Source organism: Sphingobacterium sp. UBA5789, assembly GCF_002418355.1.
In the GTDB taxonomy this organism is placed as follows: Bacteria; Bacteroidota; Bacteroidia; order Sphingobacteriales; family Sphingobacteriaceae; genus Sphingobacterium.
Map to the genome: position 1 here is coordinate 682,757 of NZ_DIDX01000007.1, position 23,152 is coordinate 705,908.

The following is a 23,152-nucleotide window of genomic DNA, read 5'->3' on the forward strand; positions in this document are numbered from 1 at the left end:
AGAGATAGAAAGCTTCCGTCAGTACAGCTCAACATCAGGTTTTATAAAGCAAGTAACCCCGTTCAGGATAAATTACATCAAAGTATCAATTCCATTCGGACGTACCGAATATTGTTTTTGGTAAAAGTATCTCCAGTTTTTTGCATACCAAATTTTTCATAAAAGGCCATTGCATCGAAACGGGAGTTGCACCAGATTGCTTTTGCATCATAACGACGACAAAATTCAAAAACGGCAAGCAACAACTGACTCCCTATGCCTTTGTGCTGATGATTTTTTAAAACTGCAAATTTCCTGAACTGAAACAAGTCTTCATGACGAAAAACAGAAATTACTCCAACAATTTCGTCACCTAAATAGGCCGCAAAATGAGTTCCTTCAAAATCATCATCAATCTGTACATCTTTCAATGATCCATCAGGATAAAGAATACGTTGCCGAATATTCCAGGTACGCGGAGCGACTACCTGCTCAATACGTATAGCTTGACTTTCCATAAGCATGGTGTTAAAGATTCTTTGCCTGCAAAAATATAAAGATTTGAGAACTACTTTACAACCTTTTCTATCGACAAACTCTTTCACTAAAATTAAAAGAAGTAAAACTTCGAGCCAAAAAGCAACCTGTTATTTATTTTATTAATTCTAAAACTAAACCCTAACTTTACAACATGAAAAATTACATTCTACTTGCATTTACTTTAATCTTTTCATTTAAAATTCATGCACAGCAACAGCCTGCAGCGTACGCTTTAAATGAAGAGTATAACTTCTGGAATATTGATCAGGGTACCACAGCATATGTTATAGCGGATCAGGCATATATACGGGATTATCCTAATACTACAGCCAAACTCATAGATTCAGTAACTGTAGGAACAGCCGTAAAAATCTTAAGTCCGGGATACAATGGTAATAAAGTAAAAGGATTTTCTGCACCCTGGCATGAAGTTTCCTACCAAAAGAATAATGAAACAAAAAAAGGGTTTATCTGGTTAGGATTATTGGCTTTGGGACAACAGGTAGATAATGAAGGTAATCAGTATATATTTGGATTTGACAGATTTGTTCCGGAACGCAATGAAACACCCGCATATTATAGTTGTGATGTCAAGTTACTGGATAAGACCGGAAAATTGATCAGTAAATATAATTTTCACTATGATTACCTTGATCAAAGCTTTTTTCAGAGTAAGCTTCTACCTAACATGGGATTGGACGGTTTGAAAAATATCCTAAGGCTTGAATTTGCTGGTGAAGCCTGTGGTATTCCAAGTGAGTATTATTATGTAGGCTGGAATGGCAGTGAATTTATCGACATGCCGAAGCGTTACACTGTAAGTGATGCCGGCATTTTCTATTATGAAGAGAAAATACTCTTTCCCTCCGAACATAAAAAAGAACCGAATATGGTGTACAAACTAATTGAAGAGGGACAGGCAGATGATCCGGACAAAGAAGATTCTAAACTCACCATTACAAAAAAACAGGAGACCTATATCTGGAATGGAAAAGTCTTCTCTCAATTACTGGAAATGAAGTAAAATAACTTATTACATATTATAAATCCAAAGGCCCCGGCAGCAAAATACTGCCGGGGCCTTTGGACTTTGTCAAAGAGCACATATCACAGCAACAGCAATATATGTCCCAGAACCAGTAACAAGCACAAAGGAGTATAGATCCATTTATCTCTGACAGCAAAAGTAGTTTGTGTAAATCGTTTGGTAATCCCTACATATCTGAAATCACCAATAGCACGTAGCAAAAAGATAGCACCAACAACAATAATTGCATAGCGTAATAAAGATTCCTCAATGTCCAACTGAAGAAAACCGATATACATCAGATTAATTCCCGCAAACAGAAAAAGTCCTAAAGCAACAAATAAAGTACCGCCTTTCCGGGGCACAAAGATGCGTCTTCCGTTACTATCTGTTGGTATCGTGCCCGCGATTCCCCATTCTCCGCCTAAAACCCAGTATACATGCAAAACGGCTAGAAAAACAAAAATAAATGCATTTATATATGCAGGTATAATGTCAAATGTTATCATGGAAATACAAATTTTAAAATATAATATAGTAACTGTTTAATAGATCCTAATCGCCTTTAAGATGAATATTGAAATTTGAAAAGGATGCGTGGGTGTTCCTGAATTTGTCACCCCAAAACTAGCGATTTTTCATTAAGATATTTCCAATATCGTTTGGGTACATGTTGTATATGGAGTTTCATATTCTTCCGCTCCTTAATATTTACACTCTGAAAATATCTCTTCCACAAATCGTCATACAATAGTTCATTTTCATGTGCCTTATCCATTACATTTTGATCTGAAGGAATGAAATCGAAATGAACTTCTGTCACTTCTGACTTGTCATAGTAGATTCTATAATCTCGTTTCACATCATAAATAAGCCACAATTGATCCGCATATCTGTTTTTAAAATGCGAACTGATTAGTGGTAAAATATTGAAATCAGGTTCTATTCTGGCCATATATAGTCCATCCTCCATTTGTCTGAACCGCACAAAAGCTTTAAACCGGTGACGTTCGCGGGATACGGACTTCGTAATTTGCTTGAGTTTCAACACATCTTCATGTCCATAATTAGCGGATACCTTTACCTTTGATCCCAGATAATACTGAACCAGACGCAGGATCAGTAATTCTATATCATTTTGTTCGGAAAGGTAAGCGCAGTAAAGTTCCTGCACAACATCCTTCCCTGCTTTAAGAACAATTCCTTTGAGCACCCTCTCTGCTTTATTACTGTCCGTATAGACCAGATGTTTCTCCCCAAATAAATGTTGCTGAGTTGTTTCATTGTTTCTACTGATGGCATGAACATCCATCCGGTATTCATACACCTCAAAGATTAATGTCATTAATCCATACCAACTCCCGTCATATGCGATGATCATCATACTTTTTCAAACTAAAACAAGGTCAATTGTTGATTGAACATTTTTTCATATTTGGATTTGCCGGAGGTCAGAATATAGTGCTTGATTGTTTCAGCTGGCTTATCCGACCGTAAAGGCACAAATCCCTGACAGCTGATAAAATATTTAACCTTATTAACAGACACGCCTATTTTCTGAAGGTTTTCCAGACGCAATGCGCCAAACCTCCTTGCAGCTACAATTTTTTTTGCAGACGTCACACCTATACCCGGCACACGCATAATCATTTCATAAGATGCCCTGTTAATATCGACAGGAAACTGATCCATATGGCGTAATGCCCATCCAAGTTTGGGATCTATATCCAAATCCAGATGGGGATGAGTTTCATTGAGAATATCCTCTCGCTTAAATCCGTAAAATCTCAACAGCCAATCTGTCTGATACAGTCTGTTTTCACGTAATATCGGAACTTCAGAGCCTAATCCGGGAAGCCTTTTATCATTGGAAACAGGTACATAACCCGAATAATAAACACGCTTAAGATTATAATGCTGGTAATAATGATCTGCGGTCTTCATAATATGCAGATCAGATTCTCCCGATGCCCCAATAATCATCTGCGTGCTCTGCCCGGCAGGAACAAATTTGGGGGTGGACCGGATAATTTTCTTTTCTTCTTTGGTACGGATAATTTCGTTTTTGAGATAGCCCATCGGCTTATCCATATCTGCCCTGTTCTTTTCAGGAGCCAGAAGTTTAAGCCCCTGTTCCGTAGGAATTTCCAAATTTACACTCAGACGATCTGCATACAAGCCTGCTTCGAACATAAGTTCATCGGAAGCACCTGGAATTGTTTTAAGGTGAATGTAACCATTGAAATTGTGCTCCTGTCTAAGTTTCTTAGCTATTTTTGTAAGCCGCTCCATCGTATAATCTGCGTTCTTAAAAATACCGGAACTCAGGAACAGCCCTTCTATATAATTACGTCTGTAGAAATTGATCGTCAGATCCACCACTTCCTGCACCGTAAAAGCTGCGCGCTCAATATTATTGCTGCTACGGGAAACACAATACGCACAATCAAAAATACAATGATTGGTCAGGAGAATCTTCAGTAAGGAGACACATCTGCCGTCCTCCGTGTAGGTATGACAGATACCTGCTCCTGTATCGCCTAATCCGTTTTTTGTATTTTTACGATTACTTCCGCTGGAACTGCAACTTACGTCATACTTAGCGGCATCAGCTAGTATTTCCAGTTTTTGTTTTATTCGATCCGACATAAACTAATTATATTAGCAATATTACCAATTATATTAGTTTTTTCAAAATATTTTAACAGTCAATTTATTACAATATGGGCACCTGCTATTTTATTTTGCTTCAATTTCCCTGTTGACATAGGGTTGTCACCGGTATCTTTACTTTTGCAGGATGACTATAATTCAAAAAGGAACAGAAGGCTCCGATCTTCTTGTAGACAACATATATAACATAGAAAAATTTGAGGGAAAAGGCGGCTGGCATTTTATTCGTCTACCGGAAATAGCGCAAGACAGGAATGCTAAATTTGGCTGGGTCAGAGTTAGCGGAACTATTGATCATTATGAGATCCGGCATTATAATCTGCAGGCCATGGGAAATGGTATATTATTTTTACCACTTAAAGCCGATATCAGAAAAAAGATAAATAAAAAAGAGGGAGATCAGGTACATGTCCGACTGTTCCGTGATAATTCGGATATAGAAATTCCGAAAGAACTCAAAGCATGCCTTACAGATGAACCTGCTTTATACAGATGTTTTATAAATCTTCCCGAAAAAGAGAGAAAATCCATTATAAAAAGAATCTGTTCTGCTACAAAAGAAGCGGATAAAATAAAACGTATTGCTCAGACCTTACAAGATCTGAGCAGAATCGCTGAATTCTAATCTTTTTTATAACTGGAGAACAGGAATTTATTCGACCTCAAATACCGCCTGTATTTCTACAGCAGAATTGACCGGCAAAGAGGATGCACCAAACGTAGCACGGGCATGTTTACCTCTTTCGCCGAAAACTTTGACGGTAAGATCAGAAGCAATATTCATCAGGTCAGCGTGCTTGCTGTACCCGTCTTTCGTATTAAAAATACCGGTCAATTGCACACAACGGACTACTTTGTTGAGATCACCGTCCACAGCATCATTCAATACAGCTAATACATTTAACATTGTCACTTCTGTAGCTTGCTTAGCCTGAGCCTCATCGATCTCTACTCCTATTTTGCCGGGATGTACAATCTTTCCTTCCTTCAAAGCGACCTGATTGATAAATACCAGATTACCCGATTTTACGAAGGGCTTATAATTACCCGCCGGAGCCGGTACTTCAGGCAAAGTAATACCCAGGTCTTTTAACATATTATTATTTGCTGCTGTTGCAGCCGGGGGCGCTTTCTCATTCTTAATAAATGTTCCTTTCATAGCAGATGCCACTTTTGCAATAGTCTCTCCCTGCAACTGAGCAAGATAACGCTCACTTTCGCTAGGTCTTGCAACATTCTTCAGAGAGGCGAGACTGGTTGTACCTAACACGGTATTTCCCTGAGGAGTTGATTTATCTATATGTTCATAACCTCTGATACCACTGGGTACAATAATCATCCCATGAACTGCCAGACTATTCCAAAATCCCTGAATAGCAAGCTCACGCCCTGCACCACTTCCTGCAGACATAAAAACAGTGGCTGGAATACCTTCAAGACTGTGGCGCTGCCATATTTCTACAGTCTTTGACAGAAACGCACTCATACCTGTGCTGATATTACCAAAATAAACCGGTGAGCCAAAAGCGATACCATCATAAGCGGAAAGCTCCTCCACTGATGCTACCGGAATATTCTTTAACAACGGATGAGCAGAAACAGCAGTCTGCTTGATTACAGCAATCGCTTTACTATTCTTTTCGATACCCTTAGCGACTTCTTTAGCCAATTCATATGTACCTCCGTTATCAGAATAAAATAATACCAAAACCTTGGTCTTATCTTCCTGCGCTTCTATATTATTTGTCATAATCATAGCCATTATCATTAAGAAAACCATTCTTCCTATTCTCATATTAATACAATTTGTTGTTTAATCTGTTTGTAAAATAAATGTACAATGCAAAGATAAGACAGGCGTTTTTATTAATTTTGCCAAAAAAATTATGAAAAACGACACGAAGTGCGGCCTATTGGAACAAAAACAAGGTGAATTTTCTGACACAATCAGCAAGCAAGCGTATGTATGGTATGAAAAAGACTGGAAACATGATGACTATGAACATACACACAGTCGTGCGCAACTCCTTTATGTAGAAGAGGGATATCAATATGTACATATGGAACAGAAGATCTACTTATTACCACAGAATCATGTGATGTGGATTCCTTCATCTGTCAGTCATCGTACCACGTCCGAAGCACAGACTGTAAATTTAATGACAGTATTGTTCCATGAAAATCAGCCGGAAGCTTTTTATAAAAACATCCATGTATTTGCTGCACCAGCTATTCTTAAGGAAATGCTTCTGTATGCACAAAAGTGGAGTCAGCAGACGGATCGAGATCCGGAGGAAGATGCTTTTCTACATGCGCTACTCATTAGTCTGCCTCACTTTTGCAGAGAAGCGGATAGTCTTCAGATTCCCATACCTGCTGACACACGATTACTCCCTGTCTGTGCTTATATCAATATGCACTTTCACGAACAACTACAGATTCAGCAATTAAGTGAGATCGCAAATTTATCTGTACGTACATTGGAAAGGATTTTTAAACAGGAAACAGGAATTACCGTACAGAAGTATATACAGCTGATTCGTATCATCAAAAGTATAGAATTGAGCGATTCCGGAAAATATACACTCAAGCAAATCGCTTATATGGTAGGTTACAAAAGCGCCGCAGCCTTTAGTTCAAGTTATCTTGCGATAATGAAGAAAAGGCCGGGTACTAAAAAGTAAGAATCAATGGAAGGATTACCGGGTAATTGATTTCCGGAAAAAAGCCAGGACTTTTTCCTTATCATAACCTTTTCCGGCTTCCAGACTTCCACTATCATGTACATTCAACACCTGACCATTCTTGTCCAGCACAATGAAAAAAGGATAGCCTAATTTTCCGCCTTCAGGAGCATATTTCTGAAAGACTGCTTCATTTTTATTCTCCTGTGAATAGTTAAGATGATAATACAATACGTTCTTGTTCAGCAGATCTTTGATTTCCGGAGTTTCATGGATGTAGGTATTAAAGCGCAGACACCAGATACACCAGTTACCACCTGCCTGAATGATAATAGTCTTATTCTCCTTTTGTGCTTTTACAACCAAAGCATCTATGTCTTTCTGAGCATCCGCTTCCGGATGATAAGGTTTCTCAAATGTTTCCTTCTCAATTGCAGACTTAGTCTGTCCAAATCCCAATTGTACGCTACAAATCATCATGGCGAACAACAATATCCTGATATTTTTCATATTAAAAATTAATGACTATCCAAATTTTACGCTCTAACTTACCAGCAACAATTTCTCAAATGCTTTACGGGCACTTCCTCTAAAATATACTTCACCGCAATAACTATAGCCTAGTTTTTCAAAAATGCGTAGCATCGCCAGATTATCGTAGTTAGTATCCACCTTGATGCTATATACTTTATTTGCAACAGCTACAGCTTCTACCTGTTGCATGATAAATGTAGCTGTGCCTTTGGTCTTAATATCCTGTGCAACTGCCAGACGGTGAACAACGGCATAAGACTGATCACTTAGCCATTTCCCTTCCAATGAATCATAAGCAGGTTCACCATCAAAGATTACAGCAACGTATCCAATAATAGCATCCTCCTGAAATAAAATGTGACCGTATCCGGATTCAATATCGTGACGGATCGTATCCAAATTTGGATATCCATCCTGCCATTGCCGGCTTCCATCCTGCTTTCTCAATTCAATAGCCTGCTGCAAAATGGTCCAGATTCTATCTATATCTCCTATTCCGGCCTGACGTAATATTGGGGTATCGCTCATACTCTATATCTGATATGGTAAATGAAAAATACAATTTTAGCAAAAGAGAAATAAAATACAGCACATATTCTGTAAAAAAGTAAATCATACAAGAACCTGAAAAACAGAAACTCAGAAAAATATGTTATATTTATATCAAAGACTATTCTTATGAAAAAGCTCATCTTCACCGGATTATTCCTTTTATGTTTAGCAGCAGTGTCTGCACAGGTAGTTGTCAATCCTGACGGTACACATTCTGTTGTAAGCGGAAGTCATATTATAAATTCAAATGGAACCGTTTCTGCCATCCATGGCGATCATATCATTGGTTCAGATGGCAGTATTTCTGCAAAACATGGAAATCATATTATAAATTCAAACGGAACAATTTCTGCAATACATGGCAACCATATTATAAATTCAAACGGAACAATCTCTGCTATACATGGCAATCATATTATTAATATGAGCAGTGGAACTATTTCAGTAGTACAGGGAGTTTACCCGCTGCATGAAGATGGCTCACTGAATTTGTTGCAGAATAATTTGCTGATCCCGGAATTATCTCCGTCTAATCAGAAAAAATACAGTTTCAATCCGTTTAAAATTGTTAACTATTCAGATTCGTTACAAAATCAGGATACAACTCCGAAGAAAATCAGATCTACAAAGAGAATCAAATTATCTAAGAAGGATACGAAATAGAATTACACCATTTTACAAGTTGTAAAGCACATTTTGCACCCATGTTACGATCCTCATAGCAGATAATTTCTGTCTGGTGAAATAATATGCTGTCTTCCAAAGTAAATATTGGCTATCTTATTATTTTTAAGATTTCTTTACCCGAAAATCCCGTCATTTTTATATTTTAACCGTTTCAACAGACAGCCAAGGCAGTTAAGTAATGAACAAATCGATTTCTATTTATCTTGTCAGTAGTATATTATGTATATTCTTACTATTTGTATCCCACATATGTAGAGCTCAATCTGCTATAGAAGAGGCCGAAATCCGTTACAAAAAGGCTATCCCTGAAAGTACCGATCAACTTATGCTGGCAGGAAAATATGCGCAGACGCTTTTCTTCAATAATCGTCAGGAAGAGGCTTTCCGTTTATTGGAAAAAAACATCCGGGTGGCTGAAAAGAAGAAAGACGGTCAGTATGCGGCATATCTGAACAGCATCGCAGCTATGAACAGCCGCATACTCAACAATAAAACAGCTTCCGATCAATACATTAAAAAGGCAAAATACTATGCCAATGAAACCAGCGATATCATTACAAAAGGCTATGTGATATATTGTGAAGGTTGGTTACAAGTCCGTGATGAACAGGAAGCTTTAGCTGTAAAAAGTTTTCAGAATGCTTTAACGTTACTTGACAAAGTGCCGAATACAGAACTGGTTCTTAACCGCAAAACAGCTATATATAAAGAACTTTGTACGATATATTCCAATTGGAAAGCATATGATCTTCAAAAACAGTATGCTGAAAAAACACTGGAGGTTGCCAAAATAAGACAAGATCCCATGAGTATCTTTGACGCATATATGCTGATGGGATATATGTATGAGCAACAGCACAAGGAGAATCGTACTGATCAAAAAGCACTAAAAGCTGCTGAACAGTATTACCTTTCCGCCATTAACACCTATCAGCAGCAAAAAAACAAGATGGCGATTCCTTCAGATCTGTCTTTCGCAGCTATTAATCTGGCCAATCTGTATATGGAGTTTTATCCGGAATCCTATAGAGAAAAATCGCTGAACTATGCAAAGCTGGCACTGGAAAAGGGAAAGGAAACACAGCAATACACCCATGTCGCAGCGGCCTACGGAATCCTGTCTGAATTCAGCCTTCAAGAAAATAAACGTGACGAGGCTAAAGATTACCTTCTGGCATCATTAGCGGCATTAATGAAGGAAAATTTTATCGATCAGGGAGTTGCTATGAGTTTATTTCAAAAGCTAACTGAACTTTACGAAGAAGAAGGAGATTACAAACAGGCAATACACTACTACAAGCAATACATTGCTGCATTTGAAGCCGTATACAATTCAGAAAAAATGGAACTGGGGCGTCGTCTGGAAGCTCAGTTTGAAAAAGAAAGACAAAAGCAACTGCTTATTCAGATGCAATTGCAGGCCGACAAAAAAGAACAGCAGCTATCCCTTATGCATGCCTTATCCGGACAACAAATGCAGCAGCTGGAAAACATGAAACTGAATGAGGAAAACCAAAAGCAACAGCTGGAAGTCGTACAGCTGGAAGCTGAAAAAAGAGGACAGGAACTCCGGCTTTCCCGTCTGGAGACGCAACAGCGGGCTAATGAGCTTTTTTCATCCAAACAGCAACTGGACTATAAAACCCGTATCAATACTTTTTATTTCCTGTTAGTCTGCGCATTTTTCATTAGTGCCCTCCTCCTTTTATATGCGTACAGGCAGCGCTCAAAAACATTGAAACAAAACGAAAACATGCATTTGCTGGAATTGGCAAGAGAAAAACAGAACAGCAAAATATCCAATCTTACAGCGATGTTGGAAGGTCAGGAAGCAGAAAGATCCAGGCTGGCCAGGGACCTGCATGACGGATTGGGAGGACTGCTATCCGGAACAAAAATCGGACTGTCCCGTGCCAGCGAAAAAGCTGAAAAACCTGATCTCAAAAATGCGATCAGCTCCTCTCTGGATCAGATAGATATTGCTGTACAGGAACTAAGAAGAGTCGCTCATAATCTCATGCCGGAATTGCTGATAAAATATGGCCTGCAGGAAACTATCACAGAATATACAGCACGAATGTCAGGCGAAAAACTAGAGGTTTCAGCCGAATTTGTAAATTGTACAACTCCACTCAATCAGGAACGGCAGATATTAGTATACAGAATCATCCAGGAGTTGGTAAATAATGCCATAAAACATGCAGAAGCAAGCCAGATTATTGTACAGTTATCCGAAAATGATAACAGATTGCACATAACTGTTGAAGATGATGGCAAAGGATTTGATCCGAAACAACTAAACGGTAAAAAATCTGCTGGTATGCATAATGTAGAAACCCGGCTTTCATTTTTAAAAGGAAAAATAAATATTCATTCTCAACATAATATAGGTACAACAATAGAACTGGACTTTCCACTTGATCCCAACGCTTAAGAAGTATGATAGAAATTATGATCACAGATGACCATCCAATGGTATTGGAAGGTTTAAAAAATGTACTCGCTACAGAAGACGACCTCAATCTTGCAGCCTGCTTTACAGACGGAGCATCTCTGATAAGCGGACTAAAGGAAAAACAACCCGATATTCTGTTATTAGACATTAACCTTCCGGATATCAACAGCATAGAACTCGTCGCTAAACTCAAATCAGCATACCCTGAAATGAAGATTATAGCGCTCAGTGTACATAACGAATTTGCCGTTATCAACAGCATGCTGACTGAAGGTGCATCAGGCTATATTCAGAAAAATGCTTCAGGATCCGAAATCATTACCGGTATTCAGACGGTATACAATGGAGGGCGTTTTCTATGTGCGCAGTCAAAACTCATCATGGATAAGAAGACTGCCGAAGGTCTCCGCAATGTTCCCAAAATAACGCGTCGGGAAAAAGAAATACTACAGGAGGCAGCCAAAGGTCTTACCTCAACGGAAATTGCAGATGTACTCTTTATCAGTACCCATACAGTAGAGAGTCACCGCAAAAATCTCATTGAAAAATTTAAGGTAAAAAACATCGCCTCTGTTATCGGATTAGCTTTAGAATACGGATTGATTCGGAAATAATATCCATACAATCAAAATCACTGATTTTGGGGATACTATCGCTTTTCATTTAGCTCTACTTTTGTAATGTGCCTGAATGAAAGAGGCAATCATATGTATAAACTAATTTCAAAAAACATGAAAAACATTATTTCAAAAAGTTTGCTGATGCTACCGGTTCTGTTGATTATGAGCTGTGGTGCAAAAAAAGATCCTGTAGAGTACAACAATGAACTCATGACTGTCATTAATGGTGGAGAAAAAAATATCACAGAAATGAACAGTGCAATGCAGGCTGGAGACTTCGACAAAGCAGGAAAAGTACAACAGGAATGGAGCGCGGCTCTGGATAAAGATATCAAGAAAGTAGAAGAAATCGGTGATTTTAACGGTGACGCCAACCTGCAGACTGCAATTCTTACAGGATTAAAGGGGTACAAAAAAATTGTTGCGGAAGACTATCCTAAACTAATTGATCTACGCAAAAACAAAAAAGAGGATCCTGCTACAGAGCAGCAATTACTGAATAATATCAACAATGCGCTGGAAGTAATGGCTAACGGTGTGAATGAAGCTTCAGGTAAATTTGAAAGCGAGCACGCTAAAAAATAATCTTATTAACAGACCATGTTAAGTGCGTTAGACATGGTCTGTTAAATTTTTATCCCCTTCCCTACCTCCTCTCTCCTACATTACACGATTTACTTTTCTTATTGACCCTCCATTCAGATTTGTGTATCTTCACTTCATATGTTATATGTTACTTGTGCAATCATTATCCATCAGGAAAAAATTCTGATCTGTCAGAGATCTGAGAAGATGAAATTACCTTTAAAATGGGAGTTTCCGGGAGGAAAAATAGAGCCCGGAGAAAGTAAAAAGGATTGCCTGATAAGGGAAATAAAAGAAGAGTTACATCTGCATATAGAAGTAAATGAAGCTTTAAAAATGGTAGAGCATCATTATACTGATTTTTCCCTGCAGTTATTTCCTTTTGTATGCAGCGTTAGAGGTGGACAACTCACTCCGCAAGAACATGCACAAGCCTTATGGGTATCTAAACAGCAGCTGATGGACTATGACTGGGCAGAAGCAGATATTCCAATAGTGAAAGAATTCTTATTAAGTGAACTCATCTAAATGAAACCGTAATGTTATGGAATTGAGAAAAGAAATAGAGCCTCGTCTTGATATCGCAGAAAAACTTTATCCGCAGATTTTAAAGCTTATTCTCGACTATACGGATTATTGTGATGAACAGGGAGATGAAGAACTGGTCGAATACAAAAGGCTTGAACAACACTTACATCTTCTTACAGGCAAAGAAATGTCAGCATTTAACCTCTGGGAATGGTGGGAAGAAAGCGGAGCTGAAACATTGGCTTTTGACATCAGCCTACCCGATCCTGAAAAAGTAGATCATATTTCTTCGGAAGAGCTTTCGGAAATAGTACGCCGATTAAAAACTTATGAAGAGTCCGAAGAGGGCTCAAATTCGTTTCGTTCTATGTTTCATATACATCTTACCTTTGGTAACGGATATTTTGACAAATTCTTAAAATTAAATTTCAAAACTTATGATCCCAAACTTTTTCAACGTAATAAGGATAAAAACGGAAACTACTTTGAATACGGGATTACTGAAATAACAGATATACTATGGAATAATGGAGACTACAAAGCATAACCCTGTTTAATCCCACCTCCTTTTATCAAATCTCAGCTCATCTTCATTTCTATCCGCATTTATTACCATCTTACACTGTAAAACGCAGTGAATTGTCAGCTAAGCGCAACATATTTCTTCAGAGCCACATATCTTAACAACCTTTTACCTTAATTTACAGATTATTACACTCAAATTTAAGAAAACTGACATTAATCTTTCATTTTTTGAAACCTGTGTATTGCAGCAAAGCGAGACTTTTTTTAATTTAGGACATATCTGACATGGAAAAAGTAATAATTGAAACAGAAAGATTAATAATCAGGGAACTGGAGGATTCTGATTGCAAAGGCATTTTCAGATTAGATTCTAATCCGGAAGTTCACAGATACCTCGGCGGAAAGCCGCTGACAACGGAAAAACAGGCATCTGAAGTTATTGCTTTCATACGAAAACAATATCAGGAACATGGAATCGGCAGATGGGCCGTCATCCAAAAAGAATCCAATGAATTTATCGGATGGTCAGGTTTTAAACTGATCAAAGTCATGACGAATAATCATATTGACTACCTGGATATCGGATACCGTTTTGTTCAGGAAGCATGGGGTCAGGGTTATGCCACTGAAAGCGGAAAAGCCTGTCTGCAATATGCCAAAACAAACCTGACTCATTATCCAATCCACGCGATATCGGACATTAATAATCTGGATTCGAAAAAAGTCCTGGAAAAACTGGGGTTTGAAGCAAAAGAGATTTTTGATTACGAAAATCAACTCCACTTCTGGTATCATTTGCGCTAATCTAAAAAGATAGGATTACTTGCATTTGCTATCCGAAAAAACAAGTTTCGCACATATCAAAAATACTCCGGTTAGTATAAAAATCTGTCTGGTATTACGATGATATACGCTTCAGATCTTTAATAAATTCATCTACATAATATTCTTCTGTAGCCCATGATGTAATCAGTCGAATAGCGGAGTGTGATTCATCAATTTGCTTCCATATATAAAAATCATACTTGGCACTCAGTTCTTCGATAACAGATAAAGGAAGAACAGGAAAAATCTGATTGGTCACCGATACCGTAAGCATAGTATATTGACATTCTTTCACCGCTTCAGCTATTTTCATTGCCATAGTATTAGCATGTCGCGCAAGACTAAAGTACAGGCCATCCCTGAATAACTCCAGAAATTGAATTCCCAATAACCTCCCTTTGGAAAGAAGTCCTCCTTTTTGCTTGATCACAAAGTCAAAATCAGGATAAAGAGTCGGATCCGGCAGGACAATCGCCTCTCCCAATAGTCCGCCGTTTTTGGTAGCACCAATATAGAATGCATCTGCAAATCGGGATATATCCGCCAGTGTCAGATCATTTTCTTCGGCAGTAAGTGCGTGTCCCAGTCTGGCTCCGTCCAGATACAGAAGTAAGTTATTTTTACGGCAGCATGCGGATAGCTCCTGTAATTCTGTTCTCCTGTAGTGTGTTCCTATTTCTGTGGAATTAGAAATGTAAACCAATCTGGGTTTTACCATATGCGGAGCTAGCGAATGTGCGGACAGCACACGTTCTATATCCGCAGGCTCTAATTTCCCATCTCCCTTTTCTACAGCGATTACCTTATGCCCTGTAGATTCTATTGCCCCTGTTTCATTCGCAAAGATATGTCCGGTAGTTGCACTGATCACAGCCTCGTGTGGACGTAATAAGGCCGCTATACAAATAAGATTTGCTTGCGTCCCGCCGGAAACAAAATATATAGCAGCATTTGTATTCTTCAGTTCCCTTCTTAAAATTTCTTTTGCTTCAATGCAATAACTGTCTTCACCATAACCGTTCTGTTGAATAAGATTGGTTCGGACAAGCTGATCTATAATCTGAGGATGGGCACCTTCTGAATAATCATTTTTAAAACTGTACATGCTGCAATAATATTTATATATGGAAGCAAAATTACAGTTTATATAAACAATGAGCACAATATTAAAATGAAAACCGACAGCTTCATCCTTTTATGATGCCACTGCCGGTTTTCTGTTTTTCATAGGAGTGAAATATCTCCTTAATTAACAGGTCTTTTGGGACAACCTGTATCTCCCTAACCTAAGTTAGATTAAGATCTCTTTCCTTTCAAATAAGCATATATAGACATTGCATGTCCATGCCCCAGATCAAAGTCTGCCTTCAGCCATTCTAATACCTGTGTAGCTTTGATATCAGACTTGAGTTTTCCATTTTCTACAAAACCCTTTTCCGTAGCTAAAGCTTGCAGATCTTCAGGACTCTTTCCTGTCTTGGTTTCAATATTATCTAAATATGCTTGAAAGGACATCTATATTAATTTTTTATGTTAGATTAATTTCTGTTGTATCACAGGAACCAAATATAATGTCATTCCGGACTAATATGCTTTTCATATGACAAGAAAACAAAATTTTCGTTAATATGCAACAATTCTAGATAATCAATTTATCCAGCTCCAGCAATAGATAACTAATATTCTGATTAATTGTACGCGTTGCTGATTGCATCTGATTAAGCATCGTTGCTCTGTTATGTAAGTCTTCGGCAAGATATTGGCCTCCGTCACTGAATATAACTGACTGATCAGCAGACGCAGTATCCCGGCAAACTGATATTTTAACCATCTCTCTTTCATATTCTGGATTAAGGATTTTTCACCTCTGTTGGAGAATTTCTTTTCCGTAAACATATACCAGATGAATGGAGGAAAATTAGGCGATTCCAACTTTTCATGCCATACATCACGCAACAGATTTCTTCCATGTATAAATTCTACTTTTCTGCCTTTAGGATTGAAAGTAGCCAATCCAAAACCGGCTCCCAATACCCCACCGCCAATACCTATAATATCGCTCCACATATCATTTTTGACTATTCCGCCGGCGATGGAAGTTGCAGCTCCAGCTACGATAGAATACAATATCAGCTTATTGGATTTGCCGGCATTTAAATTATCTACGAAATTCCCCATTTGAGCTACGCGCTCTCCTTCACAGTCATACTCAGCAGCAACAGCATCGAGTTCTGTCAGTGAAATACTGATTTTATTGTTAATTACGTTTTTGAGTTGAAGAATTTTCAACTGAGATGCCATTGTAGAATCACTTTTCAGTTTCATAATAGCCTCCACCTCATCCACATTACCCAAGGCATTCAATATTAAAATGCTTTGATCAGAGAAGGATTTGCGCAGTGAAACATTAGCGTTAAGAATAGAATCCGCATTATAAGACGGAACTACGTTCTTATAATCATAGATAAAAGGAGATTTGCAGTAGCTGTCTCTTAATGTCAGAATATTGCTGTTTATAGTCTTTGAACGACTCGAAGCACAAGACATTAAAAGAAGCAAAACAACATGACAGATCCAAAAATTTCTTTTCTTCATTCCTTATGTTTATAACATCAAAATAAGATCCCGCTTTAGATAATAATTCCTAATCGAAAAGTAAGATATTTTTCTAATAAACCGAATTAAATTATATAAATTCCCTAAAATATAAGGATACACACTAAATTATAGTAAAAATGGAAATCAGAATAGATGAACATATCAAACTGCAACAGACATCTCCTGAACATGCAGACGGACTCTTTAAGGCCGTCGATCAGAACAGAGTTCATCTTTCTAAATTTTTACCATGGGTGAGCAATATGCAGAAAGTAACAGATTTTGATGAATACATACAATATTGCATGGATCTTTATGATCAGCAACAGGAGATCAGTTTTGTCATTTTCCTGCATCAAACCATCATAGGAAGAATCGGTCTACATCATATAAATCAACCGAACAAAAGTGCGGCTATCGGATATTGGCTAAACAGAGATATGGAAGGGAAGGGAATCATCAGCCGATCATGCAAGCAGATTATTGATTTTGCATTTACAGAGTTAGGTCTAAACCGCATAGAGATAAAAGCTGCTGTAGAAAACACCAAAAGCCAGGCTATACCTGAAAGACTGGGTTTTCAAAGGGAAGGTATTTCAAGACAATCCGAGTTTGTGAATGGTATCTATCTGGATCTCGTGGTATTTTCCATATTAAAAGAGGAATGGAACCATTCTGTTAAATAAGAATGGGTGGTAAACTGACGTTTACCACTCCACTACACTAACTATAAACTATATTAAATAAAGGTTTCCAAATACATTTAAGACATTAAAGGAATGTAAGGCCTATTTTAATTTCTTCAGCTTTCTCTTATTTACGATAATTGAAATCATCCGGATTCGGCCGTATGGATTTTTTCCTTATCAGTTCGGATTCCATCTCCATAACATCTATTCCTGTTTGTCTTGCTTTAGCATAGTTTCCATACTATTGTATATAAACAACCAACGTTTTAAAAATATTGAATTTAACAAATACATATCGATAAATTAAAAATATGTTAACAAACTAAATTTTGATAAAATATGTTTGTTTTAAAACTTTTTTAATTCAAATATCCTAAAAAATAGAATTAAAAAATACTATATTTGATAAGATTTGAATTTTATCAAACTATATGGATGTTTCAGTAATAGGATCAGGAATATCGGGTCTGGCCGCAGCCTGCTATCTGGCAAAACAAGGTCACAATGTTTCTGTTTTTGAAAAAAACAGCACTCCCGGTGGTCGTGCGCGTCAATTCAGAGAAGAAGGATTTGTGTTCGACATGGGTCCCAGCTGGTATTGGATGCCGGATATTATCGCATCCTTCTTTCAGGATTTTGATCATGAAGTTTCAGACTTTTATGATTTGCAACGCTTAGATCCTTCCTATACGGTCATTTTTGATGAAATAGAATTGCCTGTACCTGCAAATATGGCGGAACTGGAAAATCTATTTGAATCGATAGAATCAGGCAGTAAACAAAAATTAAGACAGTTTATGCATAATGCAGCTGTCAAATATGAAATAGGCCTGAAGAAATATGCTACATTTCCTTCTTTCAGTGTAATGGAATATGTACAACCGGATATTTTTAAAGCATTGATGCGTCTTGACCTGCTTTCCAATATGGATAGTCATGTTAATAAGTATTTCAAAAATCCATATTTACAGAAGTTAATGAAATTTCCGGTGCTTTTCCTTGGGGCAATGCCTGACAAAATCCCGGCGATGTACAGTTTGATGAATTATGCAGATGCTTCTCTCGGCACCTGGTATCCTAAAGGGGGAATGTATAACATTATTGAAGCACAATATAAACTGGCTAAAGAATTGGGTGTATCCTTTTATTTTGATCATGACATTAATGAGTTGCTGGTCGAAGGAAGACAGGTAAAAGGATTAAGAGCTAATGATAAAACCTTTCATTCAGATTTTGTTATTGCGAGTGGAGATTATCATTATATGGAACAGTTACTCCCAGCTCATCTGCGCAATTACAATGACACCTACTGGAGTAAACGCCAGATGGCTCCCACCTGTCTTATCTTTTATCTGGGAATCAACAAAAGATTGGCTCTTACTCACCACACCTTATTTTTTGACAGTGATTTCAATGCTCATGCACGCTCCTTATATGATAAAGAAGAGTGGCCGAAAGAGCCTATGTTTTATGTGTGCGCTCCCTCAGTTACAGACCCTTCTGTGGCACCGGAAGGACATGAAAATCTTTTTGTGTTAATTCCGTTAGCGTCCGGACTGGAAAAAGGTATAGATGAAGTTTCAGCCTTTTATTTTGAAAATGTAATAAAGAGGATGGAATCAAGACTGCATACCGATATAATGCCCCATATCTGCTATCAAAAGAAATATACCATTAAAGATTTTAAGGAAGATTATCATGCCTTTAAGGGAAATGCCTATGGCCTCGCAAATACACTGCGTCAGACCGCATTTGGGAAACCCAGTCTTAAAAACCGCAAAGTTGACAATATGTTGTACTGTGGTCAGCTATCTGTGCCCGGACCAGGTGTACCTCCTGCCCTGCTTTCTGGTAAAATAGTTGCGGATCAGGTTGCCCGATATTTAAGTAAAACGTAATTCTTCAAAATCTTATAAACATCTACCCATGGACAATCTCAAAATCTTCAATGAACTATCCCGCTTGTGCAGCAAAAAGGTTACCCAGCTTTACAGCACATCCTTCAGTAGTGCCATATCTGTATTGCATTCTGATCTGCACAAACCTGTCTATAGCATCTATGGATTTGTGAGATTGGCGGATGAGATTGTTGATAGTTTTCACGGATATGATAAAAAGAGTTTACTGGACGATTTCAAAAGAGATACTTTTGGAGCTATAGCGTCCGGAGTAAGTATAAATCCGGTGCTGCACAGCTTCCAGTGGGTAGTCAATACTTATGATATTGATCATCATTATATACATGCTTTTTTTGAAAGTATGTATGCTGACCTCGACAAGAAAGTATGGAAAGATCAAAATGAACTAAATGCTTATATTTACGGATCAGCAGAGGTTGTAGGTCTAATGTGTCTGCATATTTTCTGTGAGGGAGATCAGGCACTTATTAAAAAGCTCACTCCTTCCGCTCAGGCATTGGGAGCAGCTTTTCAAAAAGTAAATTTCATGCGGGATCTTCGTGAAGACACTTACGATCTGGGGCGAAGATATTTTCATGATATTCAGATGGACCAATTTGATAAGGATACAAAAATCAAAATTGAAGAACAGATCACAAAAGATTTTGAAGAAGCATTTAACGGGTTAATGCAACTGCCATCCAAATCCCGATATGGTGTATTGTTAGCATACAGGTATTACCTTTGTCTGTTCGAAAAAATAAAACGATTACCTCCGGAAAACATTTTAAATAAAAGGATCAGGGTACCTGATTATCAAAAATTATTTCTTTTACTTAGAATCAGCCTGGGAAGCCGGCTAGCAACTAATCTGGCTTAGCTAAATGATAGAATTATGATAACACCTATGGAACAAGAACTCATAACCGTCAATATCAACGATGAAGAAACAGGAGTAATATCTAAATCTCAGGCCCATCGTCTGGGAATATTACATCGTGCATTTTCAGTACTCATCTTTGACACAGAAGGAAAGATGCTCTTACAGAAAAGGGCAGATGAAAAATATCATAGCGGAGGACTGTGGACAAATGCATGTTGTAGTCATCCGAGTCCGGAAGAAACAACTCTGGATGCTGCTCACCGCCGACTTCAGGAAGAAATGGGATTTGACTGTCCCTTATCTTATATGTACAAATTCCAATATTTCGCAAATCTGGATAACGACATGATCGAACATGAAATGGATCATATTTTTGTGGGTACGTACAATGGAACTATTATTCCAGATCCCGATGAAGTATCTTCCTATGCATATATGACTTTGGATGATATTTCTTCCCGCATACAACAGGAACCGCAGACGTTCACCATCTGGTTCAAAATTATTTTCCAGCATTATCTGGATCATTTAAATACTAAATCTTAACATTATGCATTGGATTCTGGGTATTTTTCTTACACTCTTCACATTTTGCTCTATGGAGATCCTGACCTGGCTGACCCATCGCTATGTGATGCACGGCTTCTTGTGGTTCCTTCACAAAGATCATCACCAGACTACTCCCGGAGCATTAGAAAAGAATGACTGGTTTGCCGTAATTTTTGCTATACCCTGTATTATTCTTTTTGAAAGAGGCAATTCAACCAACACACCATGGCTGAGTTATGTTGCAGCTGGAATTTTATTATATGGAATTGCTTACTTTCTTGTACATGATATTATTATTCATCAACGCATTAAGTGGTTTAGAAATTCAAAAAACAGCTATATAAGAGCCATGAGATGGGGACACAAAATGCATCATAAGCATTTAAATGCTGATCCCGGCGAATCATTTGGATTCTTATGGGTAGAAAAAAAATACAGGAATAAGATCAAAGCGGATGATGAAAGAAACCGGAAGCAGCAGCACTAGTTTTGACTACATTGTGACCGGAGCTGGTCTTTCCGGTCTGAGTCTTGCCATAGCACTAAAGGATTATCTCCTTACTACGGGCAAAAAATTATTACTGATAGACCGCAGCTTTGAAGAGTATACAAACAGAACCTGGTCATTCTGGGAGGAAAATAATGGTATTTTTGACTTTCTATGTCATGCGCGTTGGCAAAAACTAAGATTGTATGCAGATGACAAAGAGATTATAAGTTCTACATCTCCCTTTACATACAAATCTATATCTTCAGAAGATTTCAGATCATATTGCTTTACTATTATTCAATCTCATCCTCAGATTACATTGGTAAAGGATGATGTAACAGATATTACCCAATCTACCCCAAATGAGCTTATAGTAAAAACCAAATCCGGCAGATTTGCTGCAAACTACGTTTTTGACAGCCGATTTGATCCGGCTCTTCTATCGCATTCAAACGTCAATACGCTCTGGCAACAGTTTCAGGGATATTTTGTCAAAACAGATTTCGCAGCATTCCGTAAGGATGTAGCGGATATTATGGATTTCAGAACCGAACAACAGAATCATGTTGCTTTCTTTTATACACTGCCTTCAGATGCTAATAATGCCCTTATAGAATACACGCTATTCACTTCAGTTCTGCAAACGCCTGAGTACTTTGAAAGAAATCTAAAAAAATATCTGGATCAGCATTTAGGGAATCATCGCTATGAAATAACGAAAACGGAGGAAGGTAAGATCCCAATGACATCCTATCGTTTTCCCAGACGTAAAGGGAATATTATATATCTGGGTACTGCAGCCGGATGCAGTAAGGCATCTACAGGATATACTTTTTATTTTATACAGAAGCAGATCGGTCAGATACTCAACCACCTCCAAAATGAAACCTTGGATCAATACGCTTCCCCTTCAACGTTTGACAGGTTTCATTTTTATGACCGGATTTTATTACGCATACTAAAAGATCAGCCCGAAAAAGGTCATCGTATTTTATTCAGTATGTTTCAACGGAATAACGCTACTCAGGTTTTTCGTTTCCTCCATAATGAAACCTCCCTAATGGAAGAATTAAGACTTTTTGTCAAGCTGCCTGTTTACCTTTTTTCAATATATGCTCTTAAAGAACTTTTTGGAACAAAAGTATAGCTAGTTTTCTGTGTGAAGATAATCCGTAAGTTCCTGTTTGTCTTTATGCCCGTACTGATCGTGGTGATAATGATCCAGTTTTGCCAGCAGATAGATCAGCAGCTGCCGCTCTGTCTGGTTAAGATTTCCTGATACTACATTTCCCACCATTCTCATCTTAGGAAGCATATCTATAAGTACTTTTCTTCCCATAGGGGAAATTGAAATAGGCTTGGATCTTTTGTCTCCGGATCGTTCGGCTTCCATGATCATTCCCATACGCATCAATCGCTTGATCACTTCATTACCGGAAGCTTTTTCCATAATATTCTTACGGATCAATTCTGATTGCGGTAATTTGTCATAGGTAAACAGAACCATCAGGTAAGTAAATTCTTCAGGAGTCTGCAACGGAGTACCCGCAAATGCTATTTTTATATAATTTTTCGCATATCTGTATAACATGACCAAGAGTTTCCCGATATCTTCAGCTGGCATATCCCGTTCCATAATAGGTACATAGTCACCTCCTACCTGTCTGGTAACTGTGTGTTGAGAAAGACGGTTTACATGTACAAAAGATGCAAATCCTTCATATGTCAGATTTTCAGGGTACTGCGTACAATATTCGTCCAGTTGGTCGATGACCTGAATTAACAAGTTCTTAGGTATCATAGACATTATTTGCTAAATATAGTATTCAAA

The 23,152-nt window shown here is 37.9% G+C and carries 27 protein-coding genes; 16 read left to right on the forward strand and 11 right to left on the reverse strand.

Going from position 1 to position 23,152, the window contains the following annotated elements; genetic code table 11:
* Nucleotides 1-77 precede the first annotated feature (77 nt).
* Nucleotides 78-497 carry a GNAT family N-acetyltransferase gene (locus B4B65_RS20365; RefSeq protein WP_293918387.1) on the reverse strand — a complete coding sequence of 140 codons (420 nt, stop codon included), beginning with the start codon at nt 495-497 and terminating at the stop codon, nt 78-80.
* Between the two features lie 173 nt (nt 498-670).
* Between B4B65_RS20365 and B4B65_RS20370 the strand changes: the two genes are divergently transcribed.
* A complete protein-coding gene (locus B4B65_RS20370) occupies nt 671-1,543 on the forward strand; it encodes a hypothetical protein (protein ID WP_293918389.1) in 873 nt (290 codons plus the stop codon).
* Nucleotides 1,544-1,626: 83 nt separating this feature from the next.
* On the opposite strand, the gene B4B65_RS20375 is transcribed toward B4B65_RS20370, so the two are convergent.
* The 3 genes from B4B65_RS20375 to B4B65_RS20385 all read right to left on the reverse strand — a co-directional run bounded on the left by B4B65_RS20375 (nt 1,627) and on the right by B4B65_RS20385 (nt 4,195).
* Nucleotides 1,627-2,055 carry a DUF3995 domain-containing protein gene (locus B4B65_RS20375; RefSeq protein ID WP_293918391.1) on the reverse strand — a complete coding sequence of 143 codons (429 nt, stop codon included), beginning with the start codon at nt 2,053-2,055 and terminating at the stop codon, nt 1,627-1,629.
* Nucleotides 2,056-2,162: 107 nt separating this feature from the next.
* The gene (locus B4B65_RS20380; protein WP_293918393.1) at nt 2,163-2,930 is read right to left on the reverse strand and encodes a TIGR03915 family putative DNA repair protein; all 768 of its coding nucleotides are present in this window, start codon (nt 2,928-2,930) and stop codon (nt 2,163-2,165) included.
* An 11-nt stretch (nt 2,931-2,941) separates the two neighbouring features.
* Nucleotides 2,942-4,195 (reverse strand): putative DNA modification/repair radical SAM protein, encoded by a 1,254-nt coding sequence (locus tag B4B65_RS20385; protein ID WP_201678287.1) that lies wholly within the window; start codon nt 4,193-4,195, stop codon nt 2,942-2,944.
* Nucleotides 4,196-4,346: 151 nt separating this feature from the next.
* Between B4B65_RS20385 and B4B65_RS20390 the strand changes: the two genes are divergently transcribed.
* A complete protein-coding gene (locus tag B4B65_RS20390; protein ID WP_293918395.1) occupies nt 4,347-4,844 on the forward strand; it encodes a YdeI/OmpD-associated family protein in 498 nt (165 codons plus the stop codon).
* A 27-nt stretch (nt 4,845-4,871) separates the two neighbouring features.
* Here B4B65_RS20390 and B4B65_RS20395 read toward each other — a convergent pair whose 3' ends face one another.
* Complete coding sequence (locus B4B65_RS20395) at nt 4,872-6,014, reverse strand: Atu1372/SO_1960 family protein (RefSeq protein ID WP_293918397.1); 1,143 nt, start codon at nt 6,012-6,014, stop codon at nt 4,872-4,874.
* Nucleotides 6,015-6,105: 91 nt separating this feature from the next.
* Here B4B65_RS20395 and B4B65_RS20400 point away from each other — a divergent pair, with 91 nt between their 5' ends.
* Entirely contained in the window at nt 6,106-6,903 is a 798-nt protein-coding gene (locus B4B65_RS20400) for an AraC family transcriptional regulator (protein WP_293918399.1), read from the forward strand.
* A gap of 15 nt (nt 6,904-6,918) precedes the next feature.
* Here the strand turns inward: B4B65_RS20400 and B4B65_RS20405 are convergent, their stop codons facing one another.
* Nucleotides 6,919-7,413 carry a thioredoxin family protein gene (locus B4B65_RS20405; RefSeq protein ID WP_293918401.1) on the reverse strand — a complete coding sequence of 165 codons (495 nt, stop codon included), beginning with the start codon at nt 7,411-7,413 and terminating at the stop codon, nt 6,919-6,921.
* Nucleotides 7,414-7,446: 33 nt separating this feature from the next.
* Nucleotides 7,447-7,965, reverse strand: a complete 519-nt coding sequence (locus B4B65_RS20410; protein ID WP_293918403.1) for a GNAT family N-acetyltransferase — start codon at nt 7,963-7,965, stop codon at nt 7,447-7,449.
* Between the two features lie 150 nt (nt 7,966-8,115).
* On the opposite strand from B4B65_RS20410, the gene B4B65_RS20415 reads away from it, so the two are divergent.
* From B4B65_RS20415 to B4B65_RS20445, 7 genes are all read left to right on the forward strand, one after another.
* Nucleotides 8,116-8,652 carry a hypothetical protein gene (locus B4B65_RS20415; protein WP_293918405.1) on the forward strand — a complete coding sequence of 179 codons (537 nt, stop codon included), beginning with the start codon at nt 8,116-8,118 and terminating at the stop codon, nt 8,650-8,652.
* 202 nt (nt 8,653-8,854) lie between these two features.
* Nucleotides 8,855-11,110, forward strand: coding sequence for a sensor histidine kinase (locus B4B65_RS20420; protein ID WP_293918407.1), 2,256 nt, complete (start codon nt 8,855-8,857; stop codon nt 11,108-11,110).
* Nucleotides 11,111-11,115: 5 nt separating this feature from the next.
* Nucleotides 11,116-11,745 carry a response regulator transcription factor gene (locus tag B4B65_RS20425; protein ID WP_293918409.1) on the forward strand — a complete coding sequence of 210 codons (630 nt, stop codon included), beginning with the start codon at nt 11,116-11,118 and terminating at the stop codon, nt 11,743-11,745.
* A 117-nt stretch (nt 11,746-11,862) separates the two neighbouring features.
* Nucleotides 11,863-12,336 (forward strand): LIC11966 family surface protein, encoded by a 474-nt coding sequence (locus B4B65_RS20430; protein ID WP_293918411.1) that lies wholly within the window; start codon nt 11,863-11,865, stop codon nt 12,334-12,336.
* Nucleotides 12,337-12,474: 138 nt separating this feature from the next.
* Nucleotides 12,475-12,864: a (deoxy)nucleoside triphosphate pyrophosphohydrolase gene (locus tag B4B65_RS20435; RefSeq protein WP_293918413.1), complete on the forward strand. Its 390-nt coding sequence runs from the start codon at nt 12,475-12,477 to the stop codon at nt 12,862-12,864.
* A 16-nt stretch (nt 12,865-12,880) separates the two neighbouring features.
* Nucleotides 12,881-13,411: a hypothetical protein gene (locus tag B4B65_RS20440; RefSeq protein ID WP_293918415.1), complete on the forward strand. Its 531-nt coding sequence runs from the start codon at nt 12,881-12,883 to the stop codon at nt 13,409-13,411.
* Nucleotides 13,412-13,674: 263 nt separating this feature from the next.
* Nucleotides 13,675-14,193 (forward strand): GNAT family N-acetyltransferase, encoded by a 519-nt coding sequence (locus tag B4B65_RS20445; RefSeq protein WP_201678275.1) that lies wholly within the window; start codon nt 13,675-13,677, stop codon nt 14,191-14,193.
* 94 nt (nt 14,194-14,287) lie between these two features.
* Here the strand turns inward: B4B65_RS20445 and B4B65_RS20450 are convergent, their stop codons facing one another.
* The 3 genes from B4B65_RS20450 to B4B65_RS20460 all read right to left on the reverse strand — a co-directional run bounded on the left by B4B65_RS20450 (nt 14,288) and on the right by B4B65_RS20460 (nt 16,809).
* Nucleotides 14,288-15,319, reverse strand: a complete 1,032-nt coding sequence (locus tag B4B65_RS20450) for a threonine aldolase family protein (RefSeq protein ID WP_293918417.1) — start codon at nt 15,317-15,319, stop codon at nt 14,288-14,290.
* A gap of 191 nt (nt 15,320-15,510) precedes the next feature.
* Entirely contained in the window at nt 15,511-15,729 is a 219-nt protein-coding gene (locus B4B65_RS20455) for a DUF4287 domain-containing protein (protein WP_293918419.1), read from the reverse strand.
* A 132-nt stretch (nt 15,730-15,861) separates the two neighbouring features.
* Nucleotides 15,862-16,809 (reverse strand): hypothetical protein, encoded by a 948-nt coding sequence (locus tag B4B65_RS20460; protein ID WP_293918421.1) that lies wholly within the window; start codon nt 16,807-16,809, stop codon nt 15,862-15,864.
* 140 nt (nt 16,810-16,949) lie between these two features.
* Here B4B65_RS20460 and B4B65_RS20465 point away from each other — a divergent pair, with 140 nt between their 5' ends.
* From B4B65_RS20465 to B4B65_RS20490, 6 genes are all read left to right on the forward strand, one after another.
* On the forward strand, nt 16,950-17,498 hold the full coding sequence (locus tag B4B65_RS20465; protein WP_293918423.1) for a GNAT family N-acetyltransferase: 549 nt from the start codon (nt 16,950-16,952) through the stop codon (nt 17,496-17,498).
* Between the two features lie 434 nt (nt 17,499-17,932).
* The gene (locus B4B65_RS20470; RefSeq protein ID WP_293918425.1) at nt 17,933-19,399 is read left to right on the forward strand and encodes a phytoene desaturase family protein; all 1,467 of its coding nucleotides are present in this window, start codon (nt 17,933-17,935) and stop codon (nt 19,397-19,399) included.
* 28 nt (nt 19,400-19,427) lie between these two features.
* Nucleotides 19,428-20,279 carry a phytoene/squalene synthase family protein gene (locus B4B65_RS20475; protein WP_293918427.1) on the forward strand — a complete coding sequence of 284 codons (852 nt, stop codon included), beginning with the start codon at nt 19,428-19,430 and terminating at the stop codon, nt 20,277-20,279.
* A 27-nt stretch (nt 20,280-20,306) separates the two neighbouring features.
* Nucleotides 20,307-20,828 carry an isopentenyl-diphosphate Delta-isomerase gene (gene idi / locus B4B65_RS20480; protein ID WP_293918429.1) on the forward strand — a complete coding sequence of 174 codons (522 nt, stop codon included), beginning with the start codon at nt 20,307-20,309 and terminating at the stop codon, nt 20,826-20,828.
* Between the two features lie 4 nt (nt 20,829-20,832).
* A complete protein-coding gene (locus tag B4B65_RS20485) occupies nt 20,833-21,318 on the forward strand; it encodes a sterol desaturase family protein (protein WP_293918431.1) in 486 nt (161 codons plus the stop codon).
* Complete coding sequence (locus B4B65_RS20490; RefSeq protein WP_293918433.1) at nt 21,287-22,468, forward strand: lycopene cyclase family protein; 1,182 nt, start codon at nt 21,287-21,289, stop codon at nt 22,466-22,468. Before B4B65_RS20485 ends, B4B65_RS20490 begins: the two co-directional genes overlap by 32 nt.
* Here the strand turns inward: B4B65_RS20490 and B4B65_RS20495 are convergent, their stop codons facing one another.
* Nucleotides 22,469-23,122, reverse strand: coding sequence for a MarR family winged helix-turn-helix transcriptional regulator (locus B4B65_RS20495; RefSeq protein WP_201678266.1), 654 nt, complete (start codon nt 23,120-23,122; stop codon nt 22,469-22,471). It abuts the gene before it with no gap.
* Nucleotides 23,123-23,152: the final 30 nt, after the last annotated feature.